This is a genomic window from Myroides gitamensis, from assembly GCF_029894455.1.
GTDB lineage: Bacteria > Bacteroidota > Bacteroidia > Flavobacteriales > Flavobacteriaceae > Flavobacterium > Flavobacterium odoratum.
The window spans coordinates 1,956,928-1,978,706 of sequence record NZ_JARYHN010000001.1; the positions used below are offsets into that span (position 1 = coordinate 1,956,928).

At 30.5% G+C, this 21,779-nt stretch carries 21 protein-coding genes; 8 read left to right on the forward strand and 13 right to left on the reverse strand.

Annotated features, from left to right (window positions below; all coding sequences use genetic code 11):
* Positions 1-46: 46 nt before the first annotated feature.
* From M2306_RS08635 to M2306_RS08670, 8 genes are all read right to left on the reverse strand, one after another.
* On the reverse strand, positions 47-445 hold the full coding sequence (locus M2306_RS08635) for a helix-turn-helix domain-containing protein (protein WP_259190705.1): 399 nt from the start codon (positions 443-445) through the stop codon (positions 47-49).
* 114 nt (positions 446-559) lie between these two features.
* Positions 560-907 (reverse strand): hypothetical protein, encoded by a 348-nt coding sequence (locus M2306_RS08640; protein WP_259190703.1) that lies wholly within the window; start codon positions 905-907, stop codon positions 560-562.
* 2 nt (positions 908-909) lie between these two features.
* Complete coding sequence (locus M2306_RS08645; RefSeq protein ID WP_259190702.1) at positions 910-1,836, reverse strand: relaxase/mobilization nuclease domain-containing protein; 927 nt, start codon at positions 1,834-1,836, stop codon at positions 910-912.
* Position 1,837: 1 nt separating this feature from the next.
* Positions 1,838-2,137, reverse strand: coding sequence for a plasmid mobilization protein (locus tag M2306_RS08650; protein WP_259190700.1), 300 nt, complete (start codon positions 2,135-2,137; stop codon positions 1,838-1,840).
* A gap of 177 nt (positions 2,138-2,314) precedes the next feature.
* Positions 2,315-3,181: a DUF8464 domain-containing protein gene (locus tag M2306_RS08655; RefSeq protein ID WP_259190698.1), complete on the reverse strand. Its 867-nt coding sequence runs from the start codon at positions 3,179-3,181 to the stop codon at positions 2,315-2,317.
* 218 nt (positions 3,182-3,399) lie between these two features.
* Positions 3,400-4,632: a primase-helicase family protein gene (locus M2306_RS08660; RefSeq protein ID WP_259190696.1), complete on the reverse strand. Its 1,233-nt coding sequence runs from the start codon at positions 4,630-4,632 to the stop codon at positions 3,400-3,402.
* A 66-nt stretch (positions 4,633-4,698) separates the two neighbouring features.
* A complete protein-coding gene (locus tag M2306_RS08665) occupies positions 4,699-4,998 on the reverse strand; it encodes a DUF3853 family protein (protein WP_259190695.1) in 300 nt (99 codons plus the stop codon).
* Between the two features lie 325 nt (positions 4,999-5,323).
* Positions 5,324-6,964: a reverse transcriptase domain-containing protein gene (locus tag M2306_RS08670; protein WP_259190694.1), complete on the reverse strand. Its 1,641-nt coding sequence runs from the start codon at positions 6,962-6,964 to the stop codon at positions 5,324-5,326.
* 459 nt (positions 6,965-7,423) lie between these two features.
* Here M2306_RS08670 and M2306_RS08675 point away from each other — a divergent pair, with 459 nt between their 5' ends.
* Positions 7,424-8,821, forward strand: a complete 1,398-nt coding sequence (locus M2306_RS08675) for a hypothetical protein (RefSeq protein ID WP_259190693.1) — start codon at positions 7,424-7,426, stop codon at positions 8,819-8,821.
* Between the two features lie 68 nt (positions 8,822-8,889).
* On the opposite strand, the gene M2306_RS08680 is transcribed toward M2306_RS08675, so the two are convergent.
* Both M2306_RS08680 and M2306_RS08685 read right to left on the reverse strand, forming a co-directional pair.
* Positions 8,890-9,774 carry a hypothetical protein gene (locus M2306_RS08680; protein ID WP_259190692.1) on the reverse strand — a complete coding sequence of 295 codons (885 nt, stop codon included), beginning with the start codon at positions 9,772-9,774 and terminating at the stop codon, positions 8,890-8,892.
* Positions 9,771-11,042 carry a site-specific integrase gene (locus M2306_RS08685; RefSeq protein ID WP_259190691.1) on the reverse strand — a complete coding sequence of 424 codons (1,272 nt, stop codon included), beginning with the start codon at positions 11,040-11,042 and terminating at the stop codon, positions 9,771-9,773. The genes M2306_RS08680 and M2306_RS08685 overlap by 4 nt, the downstream gene beginning before the upstream one ends.
* Positions 11,043-11,320: 278 nt before the next feature.
* On the opposite strand from M2306_RS08685, the gene M2306_RS08690 reads away from it, so the two are divergent.
* From M2306_RS08690 to M2306_RS08705, 4 genes are all read left to right on the forward strand, one after another.
* Positions 11,321-12,232, forward strand: coding sequence for a DUF4238 domain-containing protein (locus M2306_RS08690; protein ID WP_259190690.1), 912 nt, complete (start codon positions 11,321-11,323; stop codon positions 12,230-12,232).
* A 211-nt stretch (positions 12,233-12,443) separates the two neighbouring features.
* A complete protein-coding gene (locus M2306_RS08695) occupies positions 12,444-13,010 on the forward strand; it encodes a hypothetical protein (RefSeq protein ID WP_259190689.1) in 567 nt (188 codons plus the stop codon).
* A 246-nt stretch (positions 13,011-13,256) separates the two neighbouring features.
* Positions 13,257-14,345 carry a DUF6236 family protein gene (locus M2306_RS08700; RefSeq protein WP_259190687.1) on the forward strand — a complete coding sequence of 363 codons (1,089 nt, stop codon included), beginning with the start codon at positions 13,257-13,259 and terminating at the stop codon, positions 14,343-14,345.
* Between the two features lie 213 nt (positions 14,346-14,558).
* The gene (locus tag M2306_RS08705; protein WP_259190686.1) at positions 14,559-15,950 is read left to right on the forward strand and encodes a hypothetical protein; all 1,392 of its coding nucleotides are present in this window, start codon (positions 14,559-14,561) and stop codon (positions 15,948-15,950) included.
* 281 nt (positions 15,951-16,231) lie between these two features.
* Here M2306_RS08705 and M2306_RS08710 read toward each other — a convergent pair whose 3' ends face one another.
* Together M2306_RS08710 and M2306_RS08715 are read right to left on the reverse strand one after the other, a co-directional pair.
* On the reverse strand, positions 16,232-16,549 hold the full coding sequence (locus M2306_RS08710; RefSeq protein WP_259190685.1) for a hypothetical protein: 318 nt from the start codon (positions 16,547-16,549) through the stop codon (positions 16,232-16,234).
* 21 nt (positions 16,550-16,570) lie between these two features.
* Positions 16,571-16,888 carry a hypothetical protein gene (locus M2306_RS08715; RefSeq protein ID WP_259190684.1) on the reverse strand — a complete coding sequence of 106 codons (318 nt, stop codon included), beginning with the start codon at positions 16,886-16,888 and terminating at the stop codon, positions 16,571-16,573.
* Positions 16,889-17,885: 997 nt separating this feature from the next.
* On the opposite strand from M2306_RS08715, the gene M2306_RS08720 reads away from it, so the two are divergent.
* The 3 genes from M2306_RS08720 (at position 17,886) to M2306_RS08730 (ending at position 20,826) form a co-directional block, all read left to right on the forward strand.
* Complete coding sequence (locus M2306_RS08720; RefSeq protein ID WP_259190683.1) at positions 17,886-19,328, forward strand: hypothetical protein; 1,443 nt, start codon at positions 17,886-17,888, stop codon at positions 19,326-19,328.
* Between the two features lie 385 nt (positions 19,329-19,713).
* Positions 19,714-20,241, forward strand: a complete 528-nt coding sequence (locus M2306_RS08725; protein WP_259190681.1) for a GNAT family N-acetyltransferase — start codon at positions 19,714-19,716, stop codon at positions 20,239-20,241.
* A 246-nt stretch (positions 20,242-20,487) separates the two neighbouring features.
* The gene (locus tag M2306_RS08730; RefSeq protein WP_259190677.1) at positions 20,488-20,826 is read left to right on the forward strand and encodes a hypothetical protein; all 339 of its coding nucleotides are present in this window, start codon (positions 20,488-20,490) and stop codon (positions 20,824-20,826) included.
* A gap of 366 nt (positions 20,827-21,192) precedes the next feature.
* On the opposite strand, the gene M2306_RS08735 is transcribed toward M2306_RS08730, so the two are convergent.
* Complete coding sequence (locus tag M2306_RS08735) at positions 21,193-21,663, reverse strand: hypothetical protein (RefSeq protein ID WP_259190676.1); 471 nt, start codon at positions 21,661-21,663, stop codon at positions 21,193-21,195.
* Positions 21,664-21,779 lie beyond the last annotated feature (116 nt).

Sequence of the window (21,779 nt, forward strand, 5' to 3'; positions counted from 1 at the left end):
TAGTTCTACCTTTTTTTATTATATACGATACGATATAATCTAATGTCTATTTACTTTGAATAAGCTTTTCTAAACGATTCATCATTTCTTCTTTCTCTTTAAGCATACGCTCATACAAGGCAATTTTTTCATTATGTAATTGTACAATTGTCTCAATAGGGTTAATATCACAATTATAATTTTGAACTGAATGATCGTGGAATGTATTTGAGATAATATTTAGAACTTGATCTGAATCAAAGTTTTCAATAGCTTCAACAGGTACTTTAAGTACCTTAGAAATCTGTTGTAGTAATGAATTATCAATTACTTCCTTCTGTTCCAACATAGATATCTTCTTTTGATTCCAATCCTCTCCCAAATCAAAAGCAAGAACCTCTTGTTTGATTCCAAGCATTTCTCTAAAACGCTTTACATTTCTACCTTGGTGTATTTTATGTTCCATAATTAATAGCTTAGTTTAAGAAGGCTCAAAAGATACAGCCATTGATTTAAAAAAGATTGAATCGTAAAGTTACACAAAAAACTAATATTTGAAATACTTCACCTAACAATGTTGCTATTTCAGTTTGTATATGCACAAACAAGCAACCAAGAAAAAGAAGATATTAAGCAGTACTAAGTACAGAATCTTCTTTGAGTTAATAGACCTATTTACTTTGTAATGCTGTTCATTAATAGCTTGTAATCTAACGCAAAAATGATTCAGATAAGAGTGAAGTCGTTCTGTTTGCTCTTCCTCTACTTTTTTAAGTTCAGACACGTTTACTTTAACTTCAATATTCTTTATCCTTTTAGATAGCTCAACTTGCTGAGCAATATTTCGTTTCATTGTTTCTTGTAAGTAAACTACTTGTTGAAATAGTAGCTCAGTGAGTTCTGTAAGTGTAGGTTGTTTTTTGGCCATAGTTAAAGACTTAATGTTTGTATTTGTTTTCGCTTTTTCTTTTTAGTCATATCCAGAGTATATTCTTCGTAATAATTTCCAAAGGAGTTTAGAAAACTAAACAGACTGACTGTGTTTGTATTCCAATTCTCAAATGAAATCTGTGTACCTTGATCTTTGAAAAGAACTGTGTTAAACAAATCATCACTACGTTTGGGAATGTTATTTTCAAATAGTTTATTTAGTTTTAGATTGCGATCAACCTCACTTGCCTTTAAGTTTGTATTAGTTGGTAAATGAATAAACCGATACCCTTGAATATTCCATTGTTTGTTTACACTTGGTTTTACTTCTATTTGATGCATACGCATCATATCGATATACCGCTGTAAATTTTTAGGTTGCTCTTTTAAAACATAGTAGTGCGCTTTTTTAATCTCTTGAGCTACTTGCTTTTGATTAGCTTTTATTTGTTCTTTTTTGTTTTCGTTCTCTTGTCTTATAGAAATCCAACCATACTTTAAAGCTATTTCATGAGCGATGCGTTGGGCTTGAAATCCGATATAATTATCCTTAAGTGCCTTACCGTTTTCATCAATGCGGTTTGCGAGTACATGAATGTGCTTGTGCTCTTTTTCAGTATGAACAAAAGCAATGTATTGCGCATGTTTGGGATCTAACTTTAAACCAACTAAAAAATCATGGACAAGATTGTTTAAATCTTGATCTGTCATCTTCTTACTATCTTCAATAGTAGGTGAGATAACAGCGGAGATTGTATTGTTCTTACAACGTGAGTTTTGATTTTGCAATATCTGCATAGTTTGAAACATATCTTTTGGAGTTTCCCCCGAAAGATTGTTTCTAACAAGCTCATATCCTTTTTTATCATCAATTACATAATTGAACAATGCTGTACCTCCTATACACGTTTTTGCTTTAGCTATCATATTATTTTAGTTTTTGAAGGTGATCTCTAATTAAGTTTGCGGTTTCAATGGTAGTCTCTTTTACTTGGGTGGTATCACCAAGTTTAAACAGGTTACCAATTCTTCTAAAGTTATCAGCAAACTTGTTTAGGAGTTTGTAAACCTCAATTTCATCTTGTGTTAGTTTGTAGCTAAGTGCGTACCCAAGTGCAGTACTACGCAGGTACTCAGAAACGCTACGACCGATTTTATCTGCTTTGTTTTTTATAAGCAGAGATTCCGTTAGAGTAACTCTAAATTCTATCTTATGTTCTCTTTTCATCGTCTTACCAATTTTGCGACCTTCGGGAGAAAAACGAGTGGTCTTTGTTCCGATTCAAATTTTCAATTTGTAAGGACAAAGACACATCTCGATAATTAGGACGTCAAATCACAGTGCATAATCCACAGGTCAAATCACCTTTTCGGAGTACACAAGTCAAATAACATCCTATACTTCTCACACCGAATTGTCAAGGTTAATAGTTAATAAATAATCATTTAAGTCTTTGTTCTCTTGATATAATAAGCGTCCGTCAACAACATTATTTCCATAAGTATCAAGCACTTTTTCTGTAGCTAAATCACCCGCTTTGTCATTGTCAAAAAGACAAACAATCGATTCATACTTAATTTTATTAAACTCACTCAACAGTACATTATTTAACGTTGTAACCGAATTGAGTATGATATAATCAAAGCGGTATTCTGTATTTGGGTAAAGAGTCAGAAAGCTTATAAAGTCACTCCAAGACTCTAAGAGGATTACCTTCTTAGAATTATTGCAGATATAAGAAACAGCTTTAGAGCCTAAACACATCTTTACATATTTGTTTCGAAGTTCATACCCGTTTTTATCATTTTTAAATCCAATAGCATAATACGATTTGTCATTTAAGGAGTAGTGTATCTCTTTACAATACTTTTTAAGCATTCTAAGACATAGTTTTCTACTTTTGGCATATTGTATAAGGTGGATATTAGTTACCTCTTTAATTGATGTTATTTCGTAATTCTTTTCACTTTGAGAAGTTGTGTTTAGAACAGTCGGTTGAACAAATGAAAAAACACTGTTATCTAAAATGTTCAAAGCAGATTTTAGATCACAATTATTATATCGCATTACAAAATCAAGTGTTGTTCCGCCAGTGCCTTCTCCAAAATCGTAATAGAGGTTCTTGGCTAAGTTGACTTTAAATGAAGGTGTTTTTTCTTGTCTAAACGGACTGATATACCACCAACTCTCATTAGCTATTCTCTTTGGACTATAACCTAATTTTTCAAGTAGGTCAATTATTCTTATTTGTTTGGCTGTATCGCAATTCATAGTCTTTTGGGTTAAAGGGTTAAAAATGTGTTTTATTTGATGCAGTGATGCAGAAAGAGTATATCTAGCTGAAAATCACCTAAGTATGCTGCATCAGTCTTGCATCACTGCATCAAACTGATTTTGTTTTCTGCATCACTCTTGCATCAAATAAGGTCTTTTTATAGTTTGATGCAGAGTTTGATGCAAGACAAACTATTGTTTATCAAGTATTTAATTCATTCTTGCATCAAAGCATCAAATATTTTATAGAAAAAAGGTTTTTCTATGGTATAATACCGTCCTCTGCGTTCTACTTTTACAAACTCACCGTGAGATAAAAGCTCTATCCCTTGATAAGATTTTGTGTTATCCTCTGGAGTGAAATTCCATTTTTTTAAAGTCTTTCTTATTTCACTTGCAGAGATAAAAAGTTTCGGATTTATTTTTCGAAGCAAAAGCAGAATATCATTTGGAGCAATGCAAAGTACTTGCTCGTCTATCTTCTCGAAACAAAGGTGTATTAGCTCTATCATAGCTACTTCAACTTTGTTTTTACTGATTAGCTTTAACAGTGACTCTGTGAGTATCTGCTTAGGAGTAAACCACATTCGTGTTTTTTGCTTCGACTCTAAAGGTCTTAGAAGTAAAAACGCAATAAAATAGGGTATCTCCTTTTTGAGCTTATTTACAAAAAAGACATCTTCGGATTCAATGGGCTTAATTTTTCTAATCCAAAATCTGATTTCCTCTTCATCTATTTGAATAAAGTTATCCTCGTTGTTTGAACACAAGATAAACTTGGCAAAGAACTCAATCTCTTGCCTATCTTTTCCCTTAGCTTCCACCTTGTCTTTATCGGTGGTGGAGAGATACTTTAAGCGTTCTGTTATCTCCTTTCTATCAAAGAATACTTCATCTATAGCAACAAGTAACATACTTGCCCAATCGGCATTGAATTGAGAACTAAAGGAATCTCCTTTAATGTAGGTCATATTAAGCCCAAAGATTGTCTTAAGCCACTTTATAAAAGAACTCTTTCCTGTAGCTCTTTCTTTACTGACTAAGCAAAGTATAGGCAAGGGCTGTGTTGGTTGTTCATATAACAACTTTAGATAATCCAATCCATACAGATACTGTTCTCCAAAGATGTGCTTTACAAAATGTAAAGAGTTTGGAATGTTGTTCTCTAGCTGCTGTAAACTCAGCTTATCTTCACTTGGCTTTATTGGAAGCTCGTGATAGGTATTGTAAAAGTTATCTACTAAGAGTTGATAGTTTAGATGATCTGGAATACAGCAAAATCCGTCTAATTTTAAAATGTTTTCCAAGTATGACTTTCCGTGATCTGATACAATAGTTTCACGGTTCCACCGAACTCTTACTTTAACTTTATCGCCAGATATTAATGGTTTTTCGATAATTTTAAAATAGGAAGTCCCTACTCGGATATAAGGTATATCTAAGGACATAATACTTCTTGATTTAAATTAATTGAATGTGATTCTTACAAAGGATGTTTTGTAGTAGTTATCCTTTTACTTCTTTGAAAAGAGTTCTAATGCCAGTTCAGCATCTACAATTATCTTTCTACCATACTGCAAGATTGCACTTTTGATTTTACCTTCTTTTTTGATTTTGTTAGCAGTAGAGATACTGCAACCAAATAATTCGGCTATACCTCGTATTCCATAAACGTAACGTTTACTAAGAGTGTCTTTTGATTGATTAGTAGAAGAATGAGGAGATTCATTTATAGCTATTTCTTTTAATAGGTTCAATAGCTCTTGACCTGTCATTTGCCAAACAGGTTTTTCTTTTAATTCGTTTAAATACATGTCATAAAGTTTTTTAGGTTGTACAATTGTTGTGTTCGAACATTGTAAAACTACCTATCCAACTCTGTGATATTATGTGATAAACGGAATAAAATAAAAACCGCAAAACACTATAAATGAGTGGTTTGTGGTTTTTTAAGTATTTTAATGTGTGATTTTATTTTGAATCAATTGTACAATAGTTTATTTAAGTACATTTTAAAACAATTGAGAGTTAGATATATCTTCTAAATAAACTTGAGATGGTTCAAATACCTTTAAATAAAGACTTACTTAGGAGTACCTGCTTATATCAAAGTTTTCTCTGTACATACTCTTTAACAACCTAAGTCTTTCTATTTTTTTTGCTTTGATTGAAATGTTTGGTTATTGCTGAAAAAACTATATGTTTTCGTTTTCTAATTTGTTTTTCAAAAGAATTTGTTTCAAATACTTCAGAACATTTTTTTACATAACTATAATACGTAGCTTCTTTTTTAGTTAAATTCTTTGAACTATCCATGTGTTCAATAAAGAAGTAACCATTAATGTGTTTTTTTAATCTATATCGTCTTCTCTTTGTACCCTCTTGCTCTTTACCTGAGTAAGGCTTTTTTTTAGGTGGCAATTCATATATTTTCTTTAATTGATTTATATAAATTGCACTTTTTGTATTAGGATCTGCTTGTGTTAATTTATGTACTCTATTACTTCTACTTTTAATGATTGAAATAGTTTTTCTATAGTACTTAGAGAGATTGGTTGATTTTATACAAACATTATAGCCTCTAAATTCGAAGCCTAAATAAACTAACGGCTTATGTTTATATATGCGTTTATTATTCTCAATAATTATTTTTAAACTTTCAAGCCTCTCTTGATTCGATGCATTATATACTTTTGTTTTAAAAATGAATTTTTCAGTTTTATCAAGGCTAAGTGTTATTTTATACTTTTGAATTTCATCTTTAATGAAATTTTCTATTATTTCTTCTTTATCAGGAGAAGTAACTATAAGGATATCATCAGAATAGCGTCTATAAAACCCTCCTAATTCATGTACTATTTTATTAACTACATTTAAATCAAAATCAAATAAATATAAGTTAGCCAATACAGCACTTACTGGTAATCCTTGTGGAATTCCTTTACTTATTTTTTTTCCATTAGATAATTTTGTGGTGAAAGGGGATTTATAAATAGGTAAATTCCCCTCTTTTATCTGTTTTCTAAAATCTTCATTATCTAAAAAAAAAGATTTATAACCTTTGTTTTTCCTGATAAAAGCTAATTTAGATTCATCATAACTTCTCTTTTTTGAGAAAGACTTTAAATCTTCTAATAGAACATAATTAAATTTAGTACATGACTTAAATACGTTATAGTGATCTAAAGGTAACTCTGTCTTGTCTATTAACCAAGCCCATTTTTCCTTTAAATATTTATGATCTAGCGACGAGAAAAATTTTTCTAAATCAAATGCTAGTACTAAAACTTCCTTTTCTACATTTGCACGTTTTATTACTTCATCAAAACATTCTTTAGCAAAATGAATATTACTTTTTCCTTTGCTTGGTTCGTCTATACGTGGTATTTTTCTATAAGCTGTAACAGCATTATTTAATTCAGGTATTTCCTTTAACTTAGAAATATATTTTTTATTTAGTTTATAAGCATAATAATTGTAAACTATTGAATCAAAATGAGTAGCATAATGTAAAGGGCGTATTTTAGCACTTCTTATAGGCTCGTTAGTTGTGACATTATAGTGTATATGACTTCTTTCTTCGGAAGTATGTTTTGTTAAATTTCCTTTTTTAAATTTTCGTTCTTTGATATTTGCATGTATCAAAGGATAAAAAGCATATTTAGCTATAAAATCTTCATTATCAAGTAGGCTAGTAATTTTACTGTAATCAGAACCAAGTTTTAAGCTTGGGGATAGATGTAAATAACCTTTTTCCTTGATCCAAATAGGTTTCTCCATAGTTTAAAAAATCAACTGCGAATAAGCAATAACGTTTATATATTACATAACAAATTACAAAAGTAATTTTGGATTAGTACCCATTAACTGAGTCATTGAATACTTCGATTTAAATTTGTAGTGGTATATTGTACACCGAGCTTTATTAACCTAATCCAATCATTTATGCAGACAATTATAAACTATCTTCTAAACTCTTTAGAAATTGATTACAGCACAATTAACATTATTAATACTCTACTATTAGTTACAGAAATCCTTACGCTATTATGGAAGATATATAAATATCTCTCAAATAACTTTGTTGTTAAGAATATTCTTTGTAAACCTTTTTCCATGAATACCTCTATGTAAACATGTAAACTATATAGTTTCTAATCCACACAACCGTAATAACACTCTTATTCGCAGTTTGCATACAAATATAATTTATATTTGTATAAATTAAAAATTAACATAATGCCTTTTAACGTAGGAGATTTAGTTGTGTTTAAAACACATCCATATATAGAAACATATTTTGATATTAAGATTGTAGGTTATTCAGATTATACTCCACCTATAATGATAGTATGTAAAGTAAATAAACCAAATAAAAATGGACTCTTTCTTGAATGTTTATACTACGACTCTAAAGGAGGTAGGTATTTAAAAAAAAATCTTAAAAGTGAAGATTTAAAATTTTTAAACTATCCTAATAACTTAAGTAATCTTTTAGGAAATGATCAGTTAGGATTTATTGAAAGGAAGAAAATGCTATTTGAAATAGATTTAGTTCACCAAATGCTCGAATTAGGTAAAGATTTTACAGATACGGGGGTTAACGAATTTATAAAAGAAGAATATTTACATAAGAAAGTAGCGTTAAAAAGTATTGATATAGAGCTTCATAAGCATAAAATAAATAGAGAAAATATTAATGGTGAATTAATAGAAACTAATCATTTAGAGTTTCTTCCTCCTGTTATGACTATAATAGGTTTTAGATTTATAGATGAAAAGGATAAATTCTGTTCAGAAACAAAAAAGCCCTTAATAGAGTTTAAATGTAAATGGTATAATTCTCAGTTAAAAACATATTCTGAAGACTTCTTCAAAACAGATTTACTTTATGAAATTAACCAACAATTAGAAATAGATGATGTTCTTAATTACTACCTTAACCAATTAGAATCTAACTCATATAATTTAATTCCTTTAAATAAAGAGATTAAATTAGAAGATTCTGATATAACAGTAAAATATACATTAATACAGGTAGAAGAAATATTATTTAAACATTATTTCTACCAAGCATTTATTTTAAATTTGATTCACAATAAGAAGGAATCTATCTTAATAAAAGAAAGACCCTTAGAAATTAATGAAATTGAGCTTTGGGGAGCAAAATTTCCTAACTATAAGGAAGCTAGTGGTAAGAATATTTTTGAATACAAGTTTGATTTAGATGAGTATTATTATATTTCCTACTCAGACAAATTTGATAGGTTATCTAAAAGAATTGTGTATATCAGAAATTGTTTTTTGGTAATAGTTAATTCACAAAGATTATTAGATTCTATAGGATTAAAGAAAACATCTGCCAAAAGGACAAGATTAAAAGAAGCTATTAAAGAGACTAACACTTTTTATGTTAAATGCCGGGAAAAATCAATTGGTTTATCTAAGAAAGAAAACTTTGAAGATATATTTTTTCTAAATAAAGAAATATTATCAAATAAAAATGTAAATGTTTTTATAGAAACAAATTGTTTATTAAAAAATGGAAAAATAAGACATTTTAGATTAGATAATATTTATAGTATACGAAAGATAGAAAATGGAATTGATTTATTTGAAAAAGGAACTATTGAGTAGATAAGTAATAATTAAGGTGTATAAATAACAAGCTAAAGTCTTCATGAAAGGAAACAGAATTTAATAAATCATTCTTTACTCTTATGCCCATAAGATTTGATTGTACTGAGTTTTAAATTAAGCTCAGTACAAACAAATTCTCTCCATTGCTCTTTGATTTGTTTGTCAACTTTATCCGTATAAAGCTTCAACTCTTTAGCAAACTTGGTTACTTGTTTAAAAGATTGAGTAAAGGGAACTTTAGGTTTTCTTCTATTTAAAATTAGATAGAAGTCTTCAAAACTCAAATCATTAGTTGTGAAGCATTGCATCAAGATACACTCTTCATAAAGAAGGTTAACTTGCATACTTGTAAAAATATCATCGTCTAAATTTAACCGTTCCTCTGGAAAATAGGTCGTTATCCAATCTTTAGCTTTACTGATATGACTTTTAAACAAACTATAATAGTCAGTTAGCTGATGAGTATTTTCTTTTTCAAATAGTAGCTTTTCATTTCTAATTTTCTCTAGTTCATTTTTAAAGTATTCAATGTCTACTTCGTTAAGATTTTTAGGTGCTTCTAAAGGAATTTCCCTTTCTTGTACATGTTTTAAATCTTCAATAGCAAGTTTAATTTTGTCTTCAAATAGATGTGATATATAAACCTTGTGATATAGCTTATACAAATCCAAACTTTTTATCTGAGCATTATACTTTTCAAACAATAAATTAAGCTTATCTATAATTGAAACGATGTTATATAAAGCTCCTTTTGAGAAGTTGTTATTTCTAAGTTCAATAAGCAAAATTTCAAAATCTATTAAATCAAGTTCTTTATAAACGATAGCATAAGATTCTTGCTTATAACATTGCCAAATATCATTAGTGAAATTATCTGTTTCTATCTCATTTAAAAGCCTATCTAATGATTTAGAGTACTTGCTTAGCTTAATAGAAGTTGTATCGCTCATATCGTATCAAATTTAGTCATTGCATTAGCTTTGATTGTATCGGCTACATCAATATACGGTTTCATGGATTTATAATCAGAATGTCCTGTCCATTTCATTACTACTTGTACAGGTATTCCCAAAGATAAAGCAGTACATATAAAGGTTCTTCTTCCAACGTGTGTACTAAGATGCTCATGTTTAGGTTTTACTTCATCAACTCGTTTATTTCCCTGATAATATGTTTCTCTAATAGGTTCATCTATCCCAGCTTCTTGACAAAGTGTCTTAACATAGTCATTCATCTTTTGATTAGAGATAACAGGTAGTGCTTTATCATCTTCAAAAGGTACATCTTTATATTTATCTAAAATAGCTCGACTGTGTTTATTTAGTTCCACTCGTAGAAGATCGTTTGTTTTCTTGGTTACAAACTCAATCACATCATTGTTTATGTCTTGTTTGGTCAGGTTATAAGCATCTGAATATCTAAGCCCTGTGTAACAACAAAAGAGAAGTACATCACGCACCCTGTCTAAATAAGGTTTATCACTTAAGTCTTTTGCCTTGATTTTCTCAAGTTCCTCTTGAGTCAAGAAAATGATACGCTTAGAGGTTTCCTTAAGCTTGGGTTTAAAGCTTTCAAAGTTATATGCGATAGTATAGTTGTTACTTCTACACCATTTTAAGAACCACTTTAAAAAGCTAATCTGCTTATCAATAGTGCTGTTTCTCATTAATTTCTTTTCTCTAAGAAAAGTAACATAATCAAGGAGTGCTTTCTCGTTGATATCAGAGAACTGAAAATTACTCTTAAAGTTACTTAGATGTGAACGAACAGTATTAAACTTGGTGTAGGTAGCATCAGTCCAATCGTTGCGCTTACCACTACTTTTTACAAACTCATCAAAAGCAGTAAAGAGATTCTTTTCTTTAGCTGATATTGTTTGTTTATCCGAGTATCGTTTTACTTCATCTTTAAAGACTTCAAAAGAAGGCATCTCATTCTTTAGTTCAAATTCTTTAAAGATTCTATCAATGATTGTAGATAGTTCACTAATTGCTGTGTTGATTTCTGATGAACTTTGTTTAAGTCTGTTGGTACAACCATTACGGACTCTTTCTTTATGTTCATCCCATTTGGATGCATCAATTCGATACCCTGTAAAAAGCTCAACTCGTCCGCCGTTATACACAACACGAGCTCTGATAGGAACATTCTCAACTACAAGAATATTGTCCTTTTTTCTTTTTTCAATAGCGAAAGTTACTTTTCTTTTTATAGTCATGATGATAGGTATTAACACCCAAATATACACCCAATTTTTATACTATCATATACTATTTAATCACATTTTATAAAATATAATTTATTTTAACTTATTGATATATAACAAAATAACACTCTAATGAATTCTGTAAATATATAGGTTATAATCCCTCTTTCTCCGCAAAGAAAACCGATAACGAGAGTTATCGGTTTTTTTATTTTATAAAAGAAACGGAAAGCTCGCTTTCTGCGTTTCTTTTATAAAATAAATAACCTTAAAAACGACGCAGAAAAATCATGTCTAACAAAATTACAAAGCGACAGCATTATGTTTGGAGGAATTACCTTAGAGCTTGGTCAGAAAATGATAGTATATTTGCATTTGTTCGACAAAAAAACACAATAATTCGAACCGATTTAATGAATGTCGCGCAAAAAAGATATTTCAATAAATTTGACAAATTTGGTAAGGTTGAAAAAGATTTTCTAGATCATATTGCGTCAAAAATACAAGGACCAATTAAACCAATGATTGATAATTTAATATTTGACATAAATCTATTTAATGATTTTAAAGAAATACAGGAAAAAAGTACAAAAGATATTCCTGAAGTTTTAAATGAGTTAGAGAAAAATGGATTTGAAAAATTTCATACTTCAATTGAGAATTATGGATCAAAATTAATCGCATGTAGGGAATTACGAGATTTATATTTTTTTGACGATGACATATCTAAATACGATGCATTAATGTATTTATGTTTCCAATATTTCAGAACTAAAAAGCATAAAGATTCTCAGATAGAAAATTTTAAAAATACAAAACTAGATATAGAAAAAATACATAATGTTTTAGTAATAATTATTGCTGCTCAGTTAACGCAGAATATATCTTTTGATCCAAAAATACAGTATTGTCTTTTAGAGATAATAACTGACGAAATTAGCTTCATTACCAGTGACCAGCCTGTGATAAATTTACTAGCTGACGAATTAGATGAAAATGGTAATGTAAAAGATTTGATGTTATATTATCCAATCTCACCAAAACATGCAATAAGATTGGAATTTAATAATTCAGAAGATAATAAATATCAATATTACGAAATGACAGTATCAGCAGTTGAAGAATTAAATAGTAAGATGGTTGCTAAAAGTCACGAATTTTTAATTTCAGATTCGCGAGAACAATTAAAATGCTACATATAACATGGATTTGGCGCAATGGTGGGTTAAGGCTAAAATTAAAGTTTCGGCTTTATATTCCGCAAAAAGCCAATTACATTGACTTTTTTTCTTAAATTAATTCAATGAATTGGCTTTTGCTTACCATTTCGCTAAATTGAAACTTCTCGATTCAATTTCCGCCGCTGACACCATGTCCCGAAACGTTAGACACAATTATAAATAAAAGTAACATATGAACGATTTTATCCTAGGTGTGGTAAGCTCTTTGGTTGCAACCTTTATTATTTTCATTTTCAGACACCAAGTAGGTTATTTAATAAACATATTATTTTTTAAAGTTTATCCAAATTTAAGTGGAGAATACAATGTCTATGTTTATAACATAGAATCAGATAATGAAATAGATTATGAAGACGAAGATGAGGAAATAGATTTAGAGCAACCTGTTCCCTCAATATCTAACTCTTCAAATAGTGATCTACTCCAATACTTAAAAGAAACTGATGTAGAACCTTTTATGAAAGCAACATTTAAACAATTTGCTTATAAATTAGAAGGTAGCATCACTACGATAGAAAAAGGACAAATTATTGATAATGAAAAATTTAAGGGGCGCGTAACACCAAGTAGAGTTGTACTACTAAATACTGAAACGGTTACACCCGAACATCATAATTTCGGAACATATTTATTAAGACTTACTCCTAATAATAAAGTAATGAAAGGTTCAAGAAACTACCTTTGCACGGAATGTGGTGATGTTGGAAACTCTTATGTTATGTTTGAAAAAATTAAATAACTGTGCTTAACATGTATTTTGCTAAATTGCGGGGTTGAGATAGAATTAAAGTTTCAGAATAAATATCTCAAAAGGCAACTACATTGAATAATTTGTTTAAATTTATCCAATTAGTTGCCTTTTGTTTAAGTTGTTTTTTTAATTTAAAGTTTTGGTTTTAAATTCCGCAACTTGCGCCAAGCACAGGCACGTTAGCAGATATTTTTAAAGTAACTGATAAACTACATAGTAACCAATAAAATTAAGATGGCATTTACAAGAGCATTATACTATCCAACAATTGACATTCCTGAAGAGAATTGGCTAAAATCAGCAATCTTATATTGGGACGAAATCCAAACTATTGTACCAACATCTATTAAAACCCCATATCAAAACAGATTAACCCAAACACTTCGGGACAAGGGAATATTATGCCCTTTTGAAATAAATCCTGACAACAAACTTGTTGAAGATTTATCAGAAACTGTATTGAAATTCATTAATGAGGCATCAAGTTTTTTAGTAAATGAAACTTCTAAAAACGTAAGAATTCATACAGAAAAACTCCCAAGAGAATTTAGAATGCATCCCGAAAAACTACCACACGAAATTAGGAACTTAATTGAACGTAATATTGATGATGAAGGTTGGTTTAGAACTAATAGCGAATTTGGTTCATTTTACATGAGTTTACTTGCCAATAAAATTTGTGAAGACAAATCTTTTTCATTATTAACAGACAATTCAATTGCATCAAATTTAACGGAACAAGCAAGACTTGATAATAAAATCCAATATGGAGAAAGGGATTATTATTACCGAAGAAATGAAAGAACAACTTTAAATCTTGCACAGGGTTTGTTAACTAACCTAATCGTAAAAGGAGTTAAATTAGCACCAAACACAAGTGTTGAAAAGATAATTGACTTTAAGAATAATCACAAGGATGAATTAGGGCAATTTAGAACGAACTTACTGAAACTTGTAAATAATGTAAATAAAGAAAATTCATTTGATGCAATACAACAAGAAGTAAGTGACATTTATAAAGATGAATTTTTACCTGGATTAAACAATTTAGAAAAAGCATTAGATGGTTCACGGATCAAATGGTTTTCGGAGACAATCTTAAAAGTAGGTTTGATTTCAACAGGAGCAACAGCTTTTTTACCAACAATGTTAGGACTTACTATTCCACAAGCTTTATTTGCAGGGGCAGGTATATCTGTTGTTACAACTAAAATTATGTTTAACCAAGATAAAGCAGAAAAACTAAGAGCAAACCCATATTCATACCTAATGAGTGTTGAAAAAGAACTAAATAAATCTTCAATGAGGAATATAATTTTCTAAAAACTTCTGTTAGCATGGGTTTGGCGCATTGGTGATTTAAGGTAGAAATTGAAAATTTCTCCTTTTTAAGTCGCAACAGTCTTTTATATTTCCTTTTTTATTAAATTTAGTCAATTAATTGGATTTTGCTTACTGTGTCACTAAATTGAAACTTTTTACTTCAATTTCCGCCACTACCACCAAGCCCCGAATCGTTAGACGGTATATTAACAAATGAAAAAAGGACCAACAACATATACGACAATAAGGGAAATTGACATTGACTTAGACGTTGATGTTTCCTTGTTAAATTCTCGGATTTTGACAACTAGAGATTTAAGCTCAATTGACAAGTATCAGAAATCAGAGAAAGGGAAAAAATATTTATGTGTTAGTATTGAAATTCAACTTGATAATTTTGAATCTGTCACTGACGGTGTAGCATATGCAAGACCGCGACTTTTAATAATTTTAGGCATACTGACTTTCCTCACACAAGAACTATTTACACCGTTTGAATTTTCTAGTAATTCAACAGTCGTTGGGAGTCTTAAAATAACCAAACGCAAAAAATTTAAATTTAATAAGTTAAACTATTTACCCGACTTTAATAAAATTGAAGCGTTTATTGTATCTCAAAATGAAAATGATATAAGACTTTTCTATTCTCTGATTGATCGGTACCGAAAAGCGCTGTATTTGGAAAAAGAAAGCGAAGTGAATATGGTACATGATGACGAAGTTCTCCTTTCGCACTTTCATATTCTTGAGTTACTTTCAACAAAATATTATACTAAACAAAAGCAATTAGTAGCAGAATCAATTAAGCAGTTTTCTGAAAACATACTTAAGAATATTTATTTATTAGAGGGGAATCATCTTCAATCAGAGCAAAGTTCCAAAAGTAAACTCGTAGAAAGTATTTTCATCTCAGAACTACCAGTTGCAAGCAAGGTAATGTTTATGTTTCAGGAACAAGGCATTTTAACACACCGTTTAAAAGCATCCATTTCTGACTTGGTAAAAGACCGAAATTCGGTTGCACATGGTAGACAGGTTTATCAAGAAAGAATAATTTTTCCCGTACCTCCTTTCTTTCCATTAATTAGAAACAGAGATTATTCTTTTGAAATGCTTAGGATTCTTTCAGGTAGAGCGATAGCATTGTTTTTAAACCTTAATCATTTGGACAAAGAATGGAGTGAGTTTAACTTACTACCTTCTATTGAAGAACTGAATAAATTCATAAGAGAAAAGCGGTTTGATAAAATTACAATTGACGACTTTTATAAAGGCAACGACAATGAAATAACCCCTTATACAATTGTTTACCATTTGCTAAGTAAAAAGCTAAAAGTAAAAGATGCTATTGATGCGCTCTCTAACATTATTTTGAAATATCGAAAAAATGAAAATGAAATTACTCAGATTGTCCTAGCCGTAATTCTAATCGTTGATAACGCAAGTGGTAAATTAAAAGAAAAATGTATTGAAATAATAAAACTTTCATCTGAGAATCGTTGGTTGCCAGACTTTAAAATGAGAGACGTTTTATACTATCTTGAATACTTGGGACATGAACCAAAGACACTCCGAGAAATGATAACAAAACATGACATACGATAAAATACAACCGCTTAACACAGGTTCTGAGTTAGTGGGCGGATAGTGCGAATAGAAACATTTGAGCAATTAATAAAATTTGGTACAGACAGAAAATTTTTGATTTCAAAATACCACCGAAACAAAGCCCAAAACCATTATCAGATCTTTTTAAAATAGCATAAGCATTTTACTCACTTTTTTCCTCTCTTTGAAAGACTTAGCTGTTTTTAGGATTTTTATCAAAAAACTGATTTACATATTCTAATTGATTTCTTCATTCCTCCTTTTTCATTCGCTAAACGCTAATATTGGGAGTTATCAATAGTATTCTTAACAACTACATACATATAAAAACATGTTGTTAAAATTAAGAAGTTATTCAATACAATCAAGTAAAACAACCTTTTAGAACTAATAGTCTTATGAACTTTTAAAAGTTCCTCATTATCTTTTTTTATCTGTCGAATTTCCGCAACATTTACTGTTACTTTGATATTACTCAATTCTCTGATAGTTTCTAAATGAGCTTTTTCGCTTTGCTTTATTGTTTGTTCTAATTGTATTACTTGTAGAAGTAATAATTCAGTCATATCAGAAAGTTTAGGTTGATTCTTTGCCATCGTTTATCTTTTTAATGTTTTTCATTTGCGTTTTTTCTGTTCATCGTCTTCATCGTTACCGCTAAGTTGAAAAGCAGATAGCATACTAAATAAAACAGACACATCTGTTTTCCAATTCTGCATTTGAGGTTCGATAGATTCCTGTTGGGTAAATAGTTTATTTACTTCATCCTTAGGTTCTGTACTTGTTGTATTTTTAAATAAGTCATTAAGCTTCATATTTCTGTCAATTTCACTTGCTTTTAAATTTGTATGTGTTGGTAAATGAATAAAACGATACCCTTGAATATTTCCTTGTTTATTAATAGTTGGTTTAACTTCAATCTGCTTTTCAAGCATTAAACAAATGTATTGTTGCAAGTCCTTTATTTTTTGTTTTTAAAACTTCTCTATGAGCAGTTTTAATAGTATTTATTGTAGTGAATTGCCATTCACTCCTACGTTGATTCTGAAAAACAAGAAAATCCACCCAGTATGTCCTGAGGAACGAAGGGTCCCATACAGCGCTCACACAACTATGCTTTGTGAGGTTCGTTTTTTGCTCTTTGTGAGGTTTGCTCACACCATCTCATCATCTCATCACCACACCTTCTATCTCACAAATTTTATATTGGTTTTTGTGTTCGATGAATCTACACTTCGTTTCGATTTCACCACCTCATCATCTCATCGCCACACCTTCTCATCGCCACACCTTCTCATCGCCACACCTTCTCATCACCTCACCACCTCATCATCTCATTGCCACACCCTCTCACCCTTTCACTCTCCAGGTAGATTGTAAAGGGTTTGTAAGGGGTAACATTGGTAAAATGGCCTAAAACCCTTGCTGGTGCTTACTTTCCCCTTACAAACCCCTTACATGCCCTTTACCACTTTATTCCAAAGTATTGAATTTCAGTTATTTACAATTTTAAAATTCGGAAAAGAAAGGAAAAAAACTCCTTTTTTATCCCAAAAGTGGAAGAAAACGGAAGGGGGTATTGTCCGTGTTTTGCTGCTTTTTTAGTTTTGTATCGAGAACAATAATAAAGCTAGCTACTAGGGGTGGTTCAGGAAAAAGTAATAACCAATTAAAAGGCAAGATTATGGGGAAAAATGAATCATGGATGAACAGGAGGTTTTAGCGGAATATCGTACAAGTGTATTTTTAGGAGGATATTAATCAAAACAAAGCATCACTCCTATTTTCACTACGTATTTGATGAAATAGCATCCGATGCTTTTTTAAAGTTCTTTTTTTCTATATTTGATTTATACCTTGGATTTTCTTCTATTGTTGAAGCATTAAAATTTTCAATCTACATCCCTAAATGTCCCTTCTAAAAAAGAATACATGAGAAAACGACTATTCTTATTTTGCCTATTGGCATTTACACAGCTTTCAATTGCACAGGAAATCATGCAGTTTAAAGTAAGTAAACCCTATTGTGTATTTAATTTCATGGAAACGATGACCACCCAGCAGGGCGTTTCCCCTACTTTGAGAGAGTACATTGTACCAAACATCGCAAAGGATAGCGTTTTTCGACAACTTTGTGTTGATTTTCAAAATTTAAAACTGAATTACCACTATCAATTGGAGGGGTATCCGGCAAATAGAAATTCTTATCGTTCAACGCAGGATTTGCTCATTATCGCTTTAGTCAATGCCAATACAATAGACGAATTTAAACAGCGGTCGATTGGGATTTTACCCCATAGTGAGCAGCAGAAATTAGTGACTATTCTTAAACAAGCAGAAACGTATTACGACCTTCTAATCTGGGATGATTACGAAGAAAATATAATGGAACAACGAACAAAATTAGAAACGTACGTTCCACAATCATCAGAAATATTTGATAAAATTCGCCATTTTTATCGTTCCACGTGGACGGCAGATATTCCTTTTCTCGTTAGTCTTTACCCCATTCCTGGGCAAAAGGGAATTTCAACCGCTACACCACATGCCAACAGTCTTTGTATTGGTGTTTTGACGAATGATACCCGAGGTGTTGAACGAATGGGCGTTGTTTTTCACGAAATGTGTCATGTGCTCTTTAATGAGCAAACGCCAGAATTTCAGCAGCAAATCGATCAGTGGTTTAAAGCAAATCCCTCTCCATACAAGCAGTATGCCTATAACTTTTTTGATGAAGCCTTAGCTACAGCCATAGGAAACGGTTGGGTACATAAAAACATCAGTGGAAGCTTACTTACAAAAGATTGGTACAACAGCGAATATATCAATGGATTTGCAAAAGAACTCTACCCATCCGTTGAGGAATACCTAGCCAAACAACAACCAATAGATCAACCTTTTATTGATCATGCCATTGCTCTATTTGCAGCAAAATTTCCCAATACACGAACGGATTATAGCGTGCTGCTCAATCGAGTATCCATTTACACGGATGCCGAGACTAATATAGAAAGAACAGAGCTAAGACAAGCTTTCGGAAAACATTTTCAAATGACGCACAGCAGTTTATCCTCCCCTATTTTAGCTCCACAGAATTTGGAATCGCTACAAAGTAGTCCTCAAACGCAATTAGTTATTATTGACAAAAATCATCACGAAACATTGAAGGCTTTAAAAGAATTGTTCCCGCAATTATCAAAAATATCGGACATTGATTTAACGCATCATACGCTTCTAAGTTTTTACGATCACTTAAATAGGCCCATTATTATTTTATCTGTCATCAATGACCAGGGAATGGAAACACTTGTACAACAAATGAAGGCGCTACAGTTTTTTGATACGAAGAAAATCATCCAGTACAAAGTAGACTAATGGGTTGTCATCTTTAATGATTCAACTATAATACAAACGGGTTTCCAATTGGTATTTATGTGATAAAACTAAGAGATAAGGTTCTTTTTCTAGATGGTTGGAGTTTAATTTTGACAAAACTTATCCTTATATTATTGATTATAGAATATATAAGCCTATTTTGCTATCCCTATTTATAGGATTTTATTTTAAAAGAACTTATTTCGTTATCACTCTACTATTTTTATATAGATAGCTTATTTACAAAAAATTAATTATTTTAGCCTATCGATTTTACGAAATACGGGTATCGCGTTTTGTCCCGAAACAACTTGCGTTTTATTTCATAAAAAACGATGTTAGTAGCAATTCTCCAACGTAGAAACCTATATCTTAAATTTTAAAAATGAATATCCGAAAAGAAGAAATCAAAGATTATGATGACGTTTTTAAACTTATTGAAAATGCGTTTAAAGATGAAGAATTTAGTGATCATCAGGAGCAGTTTTTAGTTGAACGCTTAAGAAAATCTACATCTTTCATCCCTGAATTATCTCTTGTTGCTGAAATGGATAATCAAATTGTTGGCTACATTTTATTGACGAAAATTAAAATTATAAACGTAAATTTTGAAGAAACAATTTCTTTAGCACTTGCTCCTGTAGCTGTTTTGAAAAAATATCAAGGCAAAGGAATTGGTGGTCAATTGATAGTAAAAGCTCATAAAATTGCAAAAGATTTGAATTTCAATTCGGTGATTTTACTTGGGCATGAAAACTATTATCCAAAATTCGGCTATGAGATGTCAAATAAATATGGCATAAAGCTACCTTTTGATGTACCTGATGAAAACTGCATGTTAATCGAATTAACTGAAAATGCTCTGAAAAACATAAATGGAATTGTGGAATATCCGAAAGAATTTTACGAATAAAAAGGCAAACTGCTACTAATATGTAGTATGCAAAATAGATGGTTTAGTGAAAAATCGAGCTTATTTCTTTCAAGCCGCAAAAGGCAATTACATTGGCATTTTTGCTAAATTTATTCCATTAATTGGCTTTTGCTTACTGTATCGATAAATTGAAAATTTTCGCTTCAATTTCCACTACTGACGCCAAGCCCCGAAGCGTTATCTGCAAGCTCATCTCAACATTGCGAAATAAACAACTGAAATAAAATGTATAAGTATCATTTTCGCCCAGGATATGGATCAGAGAAACTTTTGATTGAAATCTTTATTGGTTTAGAAAAAGAAGAATTTCTTTCTGATTTACTTGATGCAATTAAAATATTAAAGCCCGAAGTTATAGACTTTGAGGATTTATGGATGAATGATGAAATTTCAATAAATGTAAATTCCGAAATGGGAGAATTCATTGTTTCAAAAGATACATGGGGTTTTGTTTTCCTCATGTCCGAAAATAACCAAGAATGTCTTTTTCTAATAAATTCAATTTTAGAAATCGCAGAAAATTTTGAAAAAGTAGAAATCGATTTTGAAAACTATAAATTATAGTAGAACCACCTACTGCTAACACCGTATTGATGAAATACACATTTTAGAGATAAATTAAAAAAACTCTCTTTCTACTCAAAATCAAATATTAAAAAGTATATTGACTTAGATCATAGCCCAAAACTTACTCAATAAGGCACTCTCCACAATCCAAAAAAGGAAATCTCCCTATTGATAAAGCATAAAAAGTAAAAGAGGCTAACCCTCTTTCTCCGCAAAAGAAAGCTGATAACGAGAGTTATCGGTTTTTTTATGTTGATTTATCTTGTTTGGGATATGTAATTTCCTTTCACCTAAAGTGTAATATCATGTTATTGGCGAATTTCAATTCGCCCCTACAATAGGATCTGTAATCCCTATTTTCTTTTATTCATTGTATTGCACATTATTCAAATTTCTATTAATCGCTGATAATAACAGAGTATAATTTCCAAATTTATCTGGAGATAAAGTAAAGGAACTTTTATTAGCTAAAATAATTTCACTGAAGTGAAACCCATCACTTATTTGCCCTGTTCTTCCTTGTAAATAACTTTTGCGCTGGTTAATTTTTATGATTTCGTGATACTTTATAATTTTTCTTCTGAGTCCTAAAAAATATTGAATTTCTATTGCATTATTTCTTACAATTATTTTTGTAACTCTTAGAAAATCGAAGGTTCCAGCTAATACAAATAAAATAATAACACCCATAAAAAAGATCGCTGATTTTTCTTTTGTTGGATCATTTTCATCATAGAGTTTAAGACATATAGCAATGCAAAAAATAGCGGCTAAATAACCACAAATTACTTTTGTAATGTATAGATCTCTAAATTTAGAAGTTATCGTTTCCATATAATTATCTCGTGGTTTGTTTTCTAAATAAATATAAGATTTAAATTAATAATCTAATTCTCCATTCTATTTTGAACTTTGTTTTTTTGTGTTCTCAATTCTCTTTTTAATTGTAG